The 12,611-nt window shown below is 67.5% G+C and carries 11 protein-coding genes; 3 read left to right on the top strand and 8 right to left on the bottom strand.

What is annotated here, in order from left to right; genetic code table 11:
• Positions 1 to 255: 255 nt before the first annotated feature.
• Positions 256 to 2,598 (bottom strand): NADP-dependent malic enzyme, encoded by a 2,343-nt coding sequence (locus ACPTTF_RS02945; RefSeq protein ID WP_423370211.1) that lies wholly within the window; start codon positions 2,596 to 2,598, stop codon positions 256 to 258.
• A 134-nt stretch (positions 2,599 to 2,732) separates the two neighbouring features.
• Here ACPTTF_RS02945 and thiL point away from each other — a divergent pair, with 134 nt between their 5' ends.
• From thiL to ACPTTF_RS02930, 3 genes are read left to right on the top strand one after another with little or no spacing between them, the layout of a single operon-like run.
• Positions 2,733 to 3,731: a thiamine-phosphate kinase gene (gene thiL / locus ACPTTF_RS02940; protein ID WP_423370210.1), complete on the top strand. Its 999-nt coding sequence runs from the start codon at positions 2,733 to 2,735 to the stop codon at positions 3,729 to 3,731.
• Entirely contained in the window at positions 3,721 to 4,266 is a 546-nt protein-coding gene (locus ACPTTF_RS02935; RefSeq protein WP_423370209.1) for a phosphatidylglycerophosphatase A, read from the top strand. Before thiL ends, ACPTTF_RS02935 begins: the two co-directional genes overlap by 11 nt.
• Positions 4,267 to 4,297: 31 nt before the next feature.
• Entirely contained in the window at positions 4,298 to 4,798 is a 501-nt protein-coding gene (locus ACPTTF_RS02930; protein ID WP_039352991.1) for a CinA family protein, read from the top strand.
• Between the two features lie 36 nt (positions 4,799 to 4,834).
• On the opposite strand, the gene ACPTTF_RS02925 is transcribed toward ACPTTF_RS02930, so the two are convergent.
• The 7 genes from ACPTTF_RS02925 to ACPTTF_RS02895 all read right to left on the bottom strand — a co-directional run bounded on the left by ACPTTF_RS02925 (position 4,835) and on the right by ACPTTF_RS02895 (position 12,592).
• The gene (locus tag ACPTTF_RS02925; protein ID WP_423370208.1) at positions 4,835 to 5,893 is read right to left on the bottom strand and encodes a haloacid dehalogenase-like hydrolase; all 1,059 of its coding nucleotides are present in this window, start codon (positions 5,891 to 5,893) and stop codon (positions 4,835 to 4,837) included.
• Between the two features lie 222 nt (positions 5,894 to 6,115).
• Positions 6,116 to 6,943, bottom strand: a complete 828-nt coding sequence (gene pyrF / locus ACPTTF_RS02920) for an orotidine-5'-phosphate decarboxylase (RefSeq protein WP_011350899.1) — start codon at positions 6,941 to 6,943, stop codon at positions 6,116 to 6,118.
• Positions 6,944 to 6,982: 39 nt separating this feature from the next.
• Entirely contained in the window at positions 6,983 to 8,044 is a 1,062-nt protein-coding gene (locus tag ACPTTF_RS02915) for an aldose 1-epimerase (RefSeq protein WP_423370207.1), read from the bottom strand.
• A gap of 49 nt (positions 8,045 to 8,093) precedes the next feature.
• On the bottom strand, positions 8,094 to 8,900 hold the full coding sequence (locus ACPTTF_RS02910) for an SDR family NAD(P)-dependent oxidoreductase (RefSeq protein WP_423370206.1): 807 nt from the start codon (positions 8,898 to 8,900) through the stop codon (positions 8,094 to 8,096).
• Positions 8,901 to 8,929: 29 nt separating this feature from the next.
• The gene (gene araH / locus ACPTTF_RS02905) at positions 8,930 to 9,946 is read right to left on the bottom strand and encodes an L-arabinose ABC transporter permease AraH (RefSeq protein WP_423370205.1); all 1,017 of its coding nucleotides are present in this window, start codon (positions 9,944 to 9,946) and stop codon (positions 8,930 to 8,932) included.
• Between the two features lie 70 nt (positions 9,947 to 10,016).
• Positions 10,017 to 11,528: an L-arabinose ABC transporter ATP-binding protein AraG gene (gene araG, locus ACPTTF_RS02900; RefSeq protein WP_423370204.1), complete on the bottom strand. Its 1,512-nt coding sequence runs from the start codon at positions 11,526 to 11,528 to the stop codon at positions 10,017 to 10,019.
• A gap of 68 nt (positions 11,529 to 11,596) precedes the next feature.
• The gene (locus ACPTTF_RS02895; RefSeq protein WP_166964881.1) at positions 11,597 to 12,592 is read right to left on the bottom strand and encodes an arabinose ABC transporter substrate-binding protein; all 996 of its coding nucleotides are present in this window, start codon (positions 12,590 to 12,592) and stop codon (positions 11,597 to 11,599) included.
• Positions 12,593 to 12,611: the final 19 nt, after the last annotated feature.

Below are 12,611 nucleotides of genomic sequence, written 5' to 3'. Positions count from 1 at the left end.
CGTATTTCTTACCGAATTCACACTACATTTATCTTACATAGGATAAAATGCGAGCGGCATCTTTCGTATGGCAAGACCCTGCCTCCTTGCCACACTCGCTACTGGGAGTGGAAAGATGCTGCTGTTGCTTTGAGGGAAGCGCGTTTGCGCCCTGCCCGCGGCGTGCCCATGGCGGGCACGCCTCTTTTTGCTTTTGTTTACAATTTCGCCCGACGCGCCACGCCGGTTCGACCGGCCTGGCGCGTTCGTTTTGGCTCAGCGCGTGGCGTTCACGTCGGCGACCAGCAGCGCCGCCATGTTGACGATGCGGCGAACGGTCGCCGATTCGGTCAGCACGTGCACCGGCTGCGCAGCGCCCAGCAGGATCGGCCCGATCGCGATGTTGTTGCCCGCGGCCGTCTTCAGCAGGTTGTACGCGATGTTGGCGGCGTCGATGTTCGGCAGGATCAGCAGGTTCGCTTCGCCTTCCAGCGTCGATTCCGGCAGGATTTCCTTGCGCAGCGCCGCGTCGAGCGCGACATCGCCGTGCATCTCGCCGTCGACCTTCAGCTCCGGCGCGCGTTCCTGCAGGATCGTGAGCGTATCGCGCATCTTCTTCGCCGAAGGTGCGTTGCTCGTGCCGAAATTCGAGTGCGACAGCAGCGCGACCTTCGGCTCGATGCCGAAGCGGCGCACTTCTTCCGCCGCCATGATCGTGATCTCGGCCAGCTCCTCCGGGGTCGGATCGACGTTCACGTGCGTGTCGACGAGGAAAATCTGGCGGCCCGGCAGCACGAGGCCGTTCATCGCCGCGTACACGCTGCAGCCCGGGCGCTTGCCGATCACCTGGTCGATGAAGTGCAGGTGGCGGTGCGTGGTGCTGATCGTGCCGCAGATCATCCCGTCCGCTTCGCCCTTCTTCACCAGCATCGCGCCGATCAGCGTGGTGCGGCGGCGCATCTCGACGCGCGCGAGCTGTTCGCTGATGCCCTTGCGCGCCATCAGCTTGTAGTACGTCTGCCAGAAGTCGCGGTAGCGCTCGTCGTGCTCGGTGTTGACGACCGTGAAGTCGACACCCGGATTCAGGCGCAGGCCGTAGCGCTGGATACGGTGCTCGATCACCGACGGGCGGCCGATCAGGATCGGCGTCGCGAGTTTTTCGTCGACGATGATCTGAACGGCACGCAACACGCGCTCTTCTTCGCCTTCCGCGAATACCACGCGCTTCTTCTCTTCCGGCGCGGCGCGCGCGATCTGGAAGATCGGCTTCATCGTCGTGCCGCTGTGGTACACGAACTGCTGCAGGTGGACGCGGTACGCCTCCATGTCCTCGATCGGGCGCGTCGCGACGCCGCCGTCCATCGCGGCCTGCGCGACGGCCGGCGCGATCTTCACGATCAGGCGCGGATCGAACGGCTTCGGAATCAGGTATTCGGGCCCGAACGACAGGTCCTGGATGCCGTATGCGGTCGCGACGATGTCGCTCTGCTCGTGCTGCGCGAGCTCGGCGATCGCGTTGACGGCCGCGATCTCCATTTCACGCGTGATCGTGGTCGCGCCGACGTCGAGCGCGCCGCGGAAGATGAACGGGAAGCACAGGACGTTATTGACCTGGTTCGGGTAGTCGGTGCGGCCGGTCGCGAGAATCGCGTCGGGGCGCACTTCGAGTGCCGCTTCCGGCAGGATTTCCGGCGTCGGGTTCGCAAGCGCGAGGATCAGCGGGCGCTCGGCCATGCCCTTCACCATCTCCGGCTTCAGCACGCCGGCAGCCGACAGGCCGAGGAAGATGTCCGCGCCGTCGATCACTTCGGCCAGCGTGCGGGCTTCGGTTTCGCGGGCGAAACGCTCCTTGTCCGGATCCATCAGCTCGGTGCGGCCCTTGTAGACCACGCCAGCCAGGTCGGTCACCGTGATGTTCTCGAGCGGCAGGCCGATGTCGACCAGCAGGTCCAGGCACGCGAGCGCGGCAGCACCTGCGCCGGACGCCACGAGCTTGACCTTCTTGATGTCCTTGTTGACGACCTTCAGCCCGTTCGTGACGGCTGCGGCCACCACGATCGCGGTGCCGTGCTGGTCGTCGTGGAACACCGGAATCTTCATCCGCTTGCGGCACTCGCGCTCGACGATGAAGCAATCGGGCGCCTTGATGTCTTCCAGGTTGATCCCGCCGAAGGTCGGCTCCAGCGCGGCGATCACGTCGACGAGCTTGTGCGGGTCCGACTCGTTCAGCTCGATGTCGAACACGTCGATGCCCGCGAACTTCTTGAACAGCACGGCCTTGCCTTCCATCACCGGCTTCGACGCGAGCGGGCCGATGTTGCCGAGACCGAGCACCGCCGTGCCGTTCGTGACGACGCCGACCAGGTTGCTGCGCGCGGTGAAGCGCGCCGCGTTGAGCGGATTCTCGACGATCTCCTCGCACGCGTACGCCACACCCGGCGAATACGCGAGCGCGAGGTCGCGCTGGTTGATCATCTGCTTGGTCGGGGCGATCGCGATTTTCCCGGGGGTCGGGAATTCGTGATAGTCGAGCGCGGCTTCGCGGAGCTTGGCTTTGGAGGAGGCTTGAGTAGACATGTGTCTCGTGGCGGGCGGATTAGAATAACTCTTCGACGGCATTGTAGCGCCAATCATCGGCCGCCAGACCGGCGATTCGGGTGCAACAGCCGCGACAAAAATGGGCCGAACGGTGCAGGAACGCAGCCGCTCGCCTCGTACAATGCCGTTCCTTCAATCGTTTCGGATTACCCGCCGTGCCAGCCGCCCTTTCCGAGTTTTCGCTGATCGAACGCTTCTTCACGCGCCGTGCCGCGCAGGGCGCCCGCGCGTCGACACTCGGCATCGGCGACGATTGCGCGCTGATCACGCCTCGAACCGGGAAATTGCTGGCCATTTCGACGGACATGCTGGTGGAAGGCCGCCACTTCTTCCCCGATGTCGCGCCCGACGCGCTCGGCCACAAGACGCTCGCGGTCAATCTGTCCGACCTCGCGGCAATGGGCGCCGAGCCGCGCGCATTCACGCTCGCGTGCGCGCTGCCGCGCGCCGACGCGGCGTGGCTCGAGGCCTTCAGCAACGGCCTGTTCGCGCTCGCCGAGCGCTACGGTTGCGAGCTGATCGGCGGCGACACGACGAGCGGCCCGCTGAACCTGTGCGTGACCGTATTCGGCGAAGTCGCGCCCGACGCGGCGCTGCGCCGCGACGCCGCGCGCGACGGCGACGACGTGTGGGTGTCCGGCACGCTCGGCGATGCGCGCGCGGGCCTCGGCGTCGCGCGCGGCGAATGGGCGGCCGGCGCGGACGAAGCGGCCGCGTTCCGGCGTGCGCTCGAGCGGCCCGAACCGCGCATCGCGCTCGGCCTGGCGCTTGCCGGCGTCGCGCACGCGGCGCTCGACCTTTCCGACGGTCTCGCCGGAGATCTGCAGCACATCCTGACGCGCTCGAACGTGCGCGCCGAAATCGACGCCGACGCGGTGCCGCGCTCGGCCGCGCTCGCGACGCTGCCGCCCGACGTGCAGCGCCGCTGCACACTGGCGGGCGGCGACGACTACGAACTGTGCTTCACCGCGCCGGCCGTGGCCCGCGCGGCGGTCGAAGCGGCCGGCGCGACGGCCGGGGTGCCGGTCACGCGAATCGGTACAATACGCGCGTTGTCCGCGCCGTCGGCGCAACCCGCGATCACGTGGCGCGACGCCGCCGGCGCGCCCCTCGCTCTCACGTTGCACGGCTTCGACCACTTCCATGCAGACTGACCCGACGCCCGCGCACGCCGCGGCCGAGACCGGCGCCGCACACGATGCGCGGCAGCGCGCGACCGCGCGCTTCATGCTGTCGCACCCGGCGCATATCGTGTCGCTCGGCTTCGGCAGCGGGCTCGCGCCGATCATGCCCGGCACGTTCGGCTCACTGTTCGGCTGGCTCAGTTTCGTCTTGCTCAACCGCTACCTGACGGTGCCCGAATGGTGGGCGCTGATCGCCGTCGGCTTCGTGGCGGGCACGTGGATCACCGGTTTCACCGCGAAGAAGATGGGCACGTCCGATCCGGGCGCCGTCGTCTGGGACGAGATCGTCGCGATCTGGCTCGTGATGCTGTTCGTCACGCCCGCGACCTTCATCGGCCAGCTGTGGGCGTTCGTCGCGTTCCGCTGCTTCGACATGCTCAAGCCGCCGCCGATCCGCTATGTCGAGCGCCGCCTCAAAGGCGGGCTCGGCATCATGGTCGACGACCTGGTCGCCGCGTTCATGACGCTGCTCGTGATCGCCCTGTGGCGCTCCGTCGTCGGCTGACCGATTTCCCGACTCCCGTTTCCCGACGCGCATGCCAACCGATTCCGTCGTCCATCAGCTTGCGATCCGCGCAGGCAACAAGCTGCGTGACGAGCACCTCACGCTTGCCACCGCCGAATCCTGCACCGGCGGCATGATCGCCGCCGCGATCACCGACATTTCCGGCAGCAGCCAGTGGTTCGAGCGCGGCTTCGTCACGTACTCGAACCAGGCCAAGATCGAGATGATCGGCGTGCCGCCCGACCTGATCGACAAGCACGGCGCCGTCAGCGAGCCAGTCGCGCGCGCGATGGCCGAAGGCGCGCTGCGCAACAGCCGCGCGCAGGTCGCGCTGTCCGTCACGGGCATCGCGGGCCCGGCCGGCGGCAGCGAGAAGAAGCCGGTCGGCACCGTGTCGTTCGGCTGGAGCAACCGGCTGCATACCGACGTCGAGACGCTCGTGTTCAAGGGCGACCGCGACCAGATCCGCACGCAGGCAGCCGCGCATGCGCTGCGCGGGCTGCTGAAGCTGCTCGACGAACGCGAGGGCTGATCGGGCCGGGGCGCGTCACGCGCCCCGCTTACCCGCTTACTGAATCGCGTCGGGCTTCACGACGATCCAGTTCTTGTCCGCCGTCACCGGCAGGCCGAGCGACTTCTGCTGCGCGGCCGATTCATCCGACCACGCGCGGATCTGCGCCATCTGCTTGTCCTTCTTGTTCACCCACACGCGCACGCCGCCGCGCGCGACGTCGGTCGCGTTCAGCAGCATGTAGCCGTCGGACGTCGGCGTGTCACCCGCGACGAGCACCGGCTTCTTCCACTGGTCGATCCAGCCGACGATCGAGCCGAGCTTGCCTTCGTACCACGTCATCGGATTCATCAGGAACGGCGTGATCACCAGGCTGCGGTTCGCGGCCTCGTCGTACTTGCCGGCCTTGATCTGCAACCGGGACGTCGTCAGCGCGCCGGTGGCCGGGTTGCGCAGAAGCGTCGTCACGCCGATCACGTTCTGCGGCTTCACGTTGTAGCCGTACTTCGGGTCGGACAGCACGAGCCGCGCGAGCTCCTCGTGCGCGGCCGTCATCACGTAGACCTCGATGCCGTTCTCGCGCAGCGCGTTGTACAGCTCCTGCATCCCGCGGAAGAAGCGCGGCGGGTTCACCGTGCCGTCGACCACCTTGTCGCCCTGCCAGTAGCGGATCGGGATCGGCTTGCCGTCGGCGAGCATCGCGTCGACGTGGCGCTTCAGGTCGGCCAACGACTGCCCGGCGAACGCCTGCGCGATCCACGGGTAGCAGACCAGGTCGTCGATCTCGCACAGCCGGTAGTAATAGCTCGTCAGCGATTCCTTGTAGTCGGCGGAATCCTTGAACGGGATCAGCTTCAGCGACGGGTCGAGCGTGTCGCGCGTCAGCACGCCGCGGTTCTCGAGGTACGGCAGCAGCGACTCCTCGAGGTCGTAGCGGTAGGTCGTGTTGTCGGCGTCGAACACCGCGTATTCGCCGCGGTACGCATGCGCGGCGATCATCGCGTTCAGCGCCTTCGCGCTGTCCGCCGGCCAGTGCGAGAGGTCCGCCGCATGGGCGAAGCTCATGCACAGCGATGCGGCAAGCGCGCTCAGAAAACGTCGGGAAAGCTTGGGCATGGCGTCACTCCCTTTCTTGACAGTTTCGTTACAGATCGATGACAAGCGGGAGCATCGCGCGATTGGCGCGCGGGCATGCAGTACGGAAACGACGGGAAGTTGCCCGTGCGCGTCAGTGCGGCGAGGGAAACGGAGGGGGTAAAGCGGAGAAAGCGGCACCGGCCCGCGAACGCGGGCCTGCCGGAACCGGCCGCCCGCGCGGGCAGCCGTTACCAACCGCGATCAGCGATGCGCGTTGATCGTGTCGCGGGTCTTCTGCGCGGCGAGCGCCGCGGCTTCGGCGAAATCCTCGCCCTTGCTCGCGTACAGGATCGCGCGCGACGAGTTGATCATCATGCCGGTGCCGTCGGCCGTGCGGCCTGCGTTGACGGTCGCCTGCACGTCGCCGCCCTGCGCGCCGATGCCGGGAATCAGCAGCGGCATGTCGCCGACGATCCCGCGCACGATCTCGATTTCCTTCGGGAACGTCGCGCCGACCACGAGGCCGAGCTGGCCGTTCTTCGCGTTCCACTTGTTCGCCGCGAGGTCGGCGACGACCTGGTACAGCGGCCGGCCGTTCGTATCGAGGAACTGCAGGTCGGAACCGCCGGGGTTCGACGTGCGGCACAGCACGATCACGCCCTTGCCTTCGTGCTCGAAGTACGGCTCGACCGAGTCGTAACCCATGTACGGGTTCACCGTGACGGCGTCCGCGCGATAGCGCTCGAACGCTTCGCGCGCGTATTGCTCGGCCGTGCTGCCGATGTCGCCGCGCTTCGCGTCGAGGATCACGGGCAGGCCCGGATGCTGGAGGTGGATGTGCGCGATCAGCCGCTCGAGCTGGTCTTCCGCGCGATGCGCGGCGAAGTAGGCGATCTGCGGCTTGAACGCGCTCGCGTATTGCGCGGTCGCGTCGACGATCTGCCGGCAGAATTCGAAGATCGCGTCGGGCTGGCCGTCGAACTGCACGGGAAAGCGCGACGGCTCGGGATCGAGGCCGACGCACAGCAGCGAATTCGTGCGCTGCCACGCGGCGCGCAGCGATTCGATGAAAGTAAGCGGGGAAGACATGGCGGGTACTCGCGGCAAACCGTTGGTAGACCGCGTATTTTACCCGCGTCGCCGGCGCTCCTCGCGTGTCGCGGCATTGCTGCGCGCATCGGCGCGCTCGACGGTGAACGCGAAACGCCGCGTGAGCCGCTCGCCGGGCGCGAGCAGCGTCATCCCGTGCGCGGCCGCGCCGCCCGGCAGGTTCACCGCATTGATCGGATGATCGACCGGCTCGAAGCAGAAAAAATCCTCGCCGGGCGGTGTATAGAGCACGTACGCGTCGGCGTCGGCCGCCACCGTCAGCGACAGCCCGCGGCGCGGCCAGCTCACCGTCGCGTGCCCGCCCCAGCCGGTGAACGCGTGATTGACGAGCGCGGCCGGCAGCGGATACGCGACGCCGAACTGCCAGGCCGGCGGCACGCTCACGTGCCGCACCGGCAGGAAATCGGTGCCCGACAACCACAGCCCGCCGGCGGCCGCGGCCAGCTCGGTCGCGGCATCGCGCACGAGGAACGGATGTACGCCAAGCCCGAACGGCAGCCGCGCGCGCCCCGCGTTCTCGATCGTCAGCGCGATCGACAGCGTCGCATCGCCGAGTTCGAACGACTGGATCGCGCGGAACGCATACGGCGCGCCGGCGGTGCGATCGAGCGACAGTTGCAGCGACGTGCCGGTCGCATCATCCACCTGCCATGGCGCGAGCCAGCCGTCGCCGTGGATCGGCAGCGGCTCGTCGCGGCGGTTGCGCGGCACCGCGACGCTGCGCCCGTCGCATTCGAAGCGCGCGCCGCCGATCCGGTTCGAGTACGGCAGCAGCGGATAACACGCGAGCTCGTTCGGGTCCGTCGCCGTCTCCGGGTGTTCGCAGCGGCGGAACACCGGCATCAATGCCCCGTTGTCGCCGCGCCAGTCGAAGCGCGCGATGCCGCCGCCGAGATGCGGCAGCACGTCGAGCCGCAACGACGCGTTCGACAGCGTGACGGCCGCCGCATGCGCGGCGCCGACGCCCTGCGCGAACGCGGCCGTCTGCGGGCCGGGGCTGACCGGCTGCGCGGCGGCGGCCAGGCGCGCGCGGCGCGACTGGCTGGTGGACGATGATGCGCGCGAGGACGTGGCGGTCATGGTGAGCTCCTTTCCTTCGTCGAAGAAACGATGCGGGTCGTGCGAACGGTCAGGCCCAACCGCCGTCGACGATCACGTCCTGCGCGGTGATCATCCGGCTGTCGTCGGCCGCGAGGAACAACGCCATCCGCGCGAGATCGGCGGGCAGCAATTCGGCGTCGAGGCACTGGCCGGCCTTGATCGCCGCGCGGCCCGCGTCGTCGAGCCACAGCCGGCGCTGCTTGTCGGTCATCACCCAGCCGGGCACCAGCGAATTCACGCGGATGCCGAACGGACCGAGATCGCGCGCGAGGCCGCGCGTCAGGCCCTGCACGGCCGCCTTCGCCATCACGTAGACGGGATAGCCGCCGTTCTTCAGCATCCAGCTGATCGAGCCGAGATTGATGATCGCGCCGCCGCCGTTCTGCTTCATGTCGTCGATCACCGCCTGCGCGGCAAAGAACTGGTGGCGCAGGTTCACCGCGATGCCCGCGTCGAACGATTCCGGCGTCACGTCGCCGATCGCGTGGCGCGTATCGTTCGCCGCGTTGTTCACGAGCACCGCGATCGCGCCGATGCGCGCGCGGATCGCGTCGATCGCATGGCGCAGCGCGTCGATGTCGGTCAGGTCGCACTGGATGAACAGCGGCGCATGGCGCACGTGCGCGAGGCTGTCCGCCAGCGCGGCGCCAGCGGCCGCGTCGAGGTCAACGAACGCGACGCGCGCGCCCTGCGCGGCGAAGTGCTCGACGAACGCCGCGCCGATGCCGGTCGCGCCGCCCGTGATCAGCACCGCGCGATCCTCGAGGCTCGGATACCGTGCATAGCGCGCGTGGCTCGTGGTGTGCGCGTCGTGCGCGGAAGTGTCGATGGTCATGCGGTTCGTCTCCGTCAGAGCAGGCCGGGTCAGTCGCGGACGCCGCGGTTCTTCAACTGGTCGAGCAACACGGCCGCGAGCAGGATCGCGCCGCGCACGAGGTACTGGTAGAACGCGTCGATGTTCAGCAGGTTCATCACGTTCTCGACGGTGCCCATGATCAGCACGCCGATCACGACGCCCGAGATCGTCGCGCGACCGCCCATCAGCGACACGCCGCCGAGCACGCATGCGGAGATCACGTTCAGCTCGAAGCCCTGCGCGGCGTTCGGCTGGCCCGACGTGATGCGCGATGCGAGGATCACGCCCGCGAGCGCCGTCACCGCACCCTGGATCAGGAAGATGTACACGCGCGTGCGTTCGACGTTGATCCCCGCGAGTCGCGATGCCTCGGGATTGCCGCCGATCGCGAGCGTGTTGCGACCGTACACGGTCTGGTTCAGCAGCACGCCGAACGCGATGAAGCACAGCAGCGTGACCCAGATCGGCAGCGACACACCGAACATCGACAACCCGCCGAGCGCGATGAAAGTATCCGACGACACGCCGACCGCCTGCCCCTTCGACACGATGAAGCCGAGCCCGCGCACGATCTCCATCGTCGCGAGCGTCGTGATCAGCGCGTTGATGCGCAGGTACGCGATCACCGCACCGTTCACGAAGCCGATCGCGGCGCCGGCCGCGACCGCCGCGATGATCGCGACGAACGTGTTGTCGGTCGCGTTCAGCACCATCGCGCACAACACGCCGGAGAACGCGACGGTCGAGCCGATCGACAGGTCGAAGTCGCGCGACGCGAGACAGAACATCATCGTGCACGCGACCATGCCGATCTGCGAGATCGACAGCGCGAGTCCGAGCATGTTGTCGATCGAGAAGAAGTGATCGACGGTCAGCGACATCGTGATGAACATCACCGCGAAGATCGCGATCAGGCTGTATTCGGTCAGATGCTGCCACCACTTCTGGCGGTCGCTCTGCTGCGGAACCAGCGCGTCGGCCGTGGGCTTCACGGCGGCGCCGGCAAGATTTTCGTTGACTTGCATGATGGTGTCTCCTGCTCCTGCATCGCGCGGCCCGCGCCGCGCGTGTTCGATTCGAATGTCGTGTATCGCGTCAGGCCGCCTCGACCGCGCTCGTCTGCGGCAGCGCGAGGCTCAGCACCGCGTGTTCGTTCGCCTGCTCGCGCGGCAGCTCGCCCGCGATCCGGCCTTCACGCATCACGACGATGCGGTCGGACACGCCGAGCACTTCCGGCAGCTCCGACGACACCATCACGATCGCGCAGCCGCGCTCCGCGAGCCGGTAGATCACGTCGTAGATCTCGTGCTTCGCGCCGACGTCGATCCCGCGCGTCGGCTCGTCGAGAATCACGACCTTCAGGTCGGGCTCCGCCAGCCAGCGCGACAGGATCGCCTTCTGCTGGTTGCCGCCCGACAGGAAGCGGATCTTCTGGCGCCGGTTCGGCGTCTTGATCTTCAGCCGCTGGATGAAGCGGTCGGCCGTTTCGCTTTCGGTCTTGCGGTTGATGAACAGCCCCGCGCGCAGCGAATGGCGGCGGCAGCTGATGTTGATGTTCTCCGCGACCGACGCGATCGCGATGATCCCTTCTTCCTTGCGGTCCTCCGGGCACAGCACGATGCCGTGGCGGATCGCGTCGCCGGTGCGCTTCACGTCGATGCGCGCGCCGTCGAGCGTCAGTACGCCCGCGCGCCGGCGGTCCGCGCCGTACACGAGCCGCATCAGCTCGCTGCGGCCCGCGCCGACCAGCCCGAAGAAGCCGACGATCTCGCCCGCGCGCACCGAGAAGCTCGCCGGCTCGCGCAGGGCATGGCCGTCGACGCCTTCGGCGGAGAACCGCACGTCGCCGAGCGCACGCGGCGCGTAATGGTAGATGTCCGAAATCTCGCGCCCGACCATCTCGGCGACGAGCCGTTCGCGCGGCACGTCGGCGAGCGATTCGTGCGACGCGATCTTGCGCCCGTCGCGGAAAATCGTGCACGCATTGCAGAGCCGGTAGATCTCGTCCATCCGGTGCGAGATGTAGATCAGCGCACGGCCTTGCGCGCGCAGGTCGTCGACGAGCTTGAACAGCACCTCGGTCTCGCGATGCGACAGCGAGCTCGTCGGTTCGTCGAGCGCGATCACGCGCGCATTGCGCATCAGCGCCTTGCAGATCTCGACCATCTGCCGCTGCGCGATCGACAGCCGCCCGAGCTTCGCGTCGGGATCGAGATCGACGCCCATCGCGGCGAGCCGCTCGCGCACGTGGCGCTTCGCCTCGCGTTTCCTCACCCAGCCGAACGCGTTCGGCAGGCGGCCGAGCAGCAGGTTTTCCGCGACCGTCAGGTCGGGCACGTACTGCAGCTCCTGGTGAATCACCGCGATGCCGGCCGCGATCGACGCGGCCGCACTCGCGAACTGCACGGGCTGGCCGTCGACCAGCACGCTGCCCGCATCGGGCTGGTATTCGCCGCCGAGAATCTTCAGCAGCGTCGACTTGCCCGCGCCGTTCTCGCCCATCAGGCCATGCACCTCGCCCGCATGCACGTCGAACGAGATGCCGTCGAGTGCGCGCACGCCGGGAAAGACCTTGCCGATATTGTCAAAACGCAGTGCCGCTGACACGTCGCCTCTCCACTTCCGGAATCGATCGACCGCCGGCCGCCGCATCGCCGCGGCAGCCGGCGGGCCGCTTACTTCGACGCGAGGCCCATCTCGTCGCGCACCTTCGACACGTTGTCGCGCGTCGCGAGCATGCCCGTCGTCAGCGTCAGTGCCGGCGGTGCCTTGCCCTGCGTGATCCACGCGTACATCAGGTCCGACGTTTCCTCGCCGTGGCGCTTCGGGCTGATGATCACGGTGCCGTAGAAGCCCGTCGGCTGCGGCTTCTTGAACTCGTTCAGTGCCGAATCGGAGCCGCCGATGCCGATGCCGATCATGTTGTCCGCCTTGAAGCCGCGCCCTTCGGCTGCGCGCACCGCGCCGAGCACGGCCTCGTCGTTCAGGCCGTACGCGACCCAGTGCTTGAACTGCGGATTCTTCGTGAGTGCAATGTTGGCCGCGTTGAATGCGTTTTCCGTGTCGGTCTTCGCCTGCGGCGCCGCGATCACGTTCGCCTTCGGGAAGCCGGCGGCCACCAGCGCGTCGGTCGCGCCGCTCGTGCGGTCATGCGCGGTCGGCAGCTGCTCGTAGGTGATGTCGATCGCGCCGACATCCTTCATGTCCCAGCCGCGCTTCTTGATCTCGGCCGCGATGCCGTCGCCGACCTGCTTGCCGATGTTGTACGCGGAGATCCCCATGTGCGGCACCGACTCGATCGGCTTGCCTGCGCCGTCGACGAGGCGGTCGTCGACCGTCATCATCTTCAGGTTGTGCGACTTCGCCTTCGCGACGATGCCCGGCCCGAGCTTCACATCGGGCGTGCAGATGATGAAGCCCTGCGCCTTCTGCGCGGACAGGTTGTCGATCGCGCTCATCACTTTTTCACCGGACGGGGCGCCGATCTTCACGAGCGTGAAGCCTTTTTCTTTCGCCGCCATCTCGGCGAACTTCCACTCGTCCTGGAACCACGGCTCTTCCGGCTGCTTCACCAGGAAGCCGATCTTGACCGGGTCGGCCGCGTGCACGACCGGGCTCCCGATCACCACCGCGGCCGCGGCCGCCAGCGTTACGAACGTTCTGCGTTTCATCTCCAGTGTCTCCTTGTCT

This window comes from Burkholderia crassaminum, from assembly GCF_964265005.1.
Taxonomy (GTDB): domain Bacteria; phylum Pseudomonadota; class Gammaproteobacteria; order Burkholderiales; family Burkholderiaceae; genus Burkholderia.
This window is presented reverse-complemented; position numbering and strand designations above follow the sequence as displayed.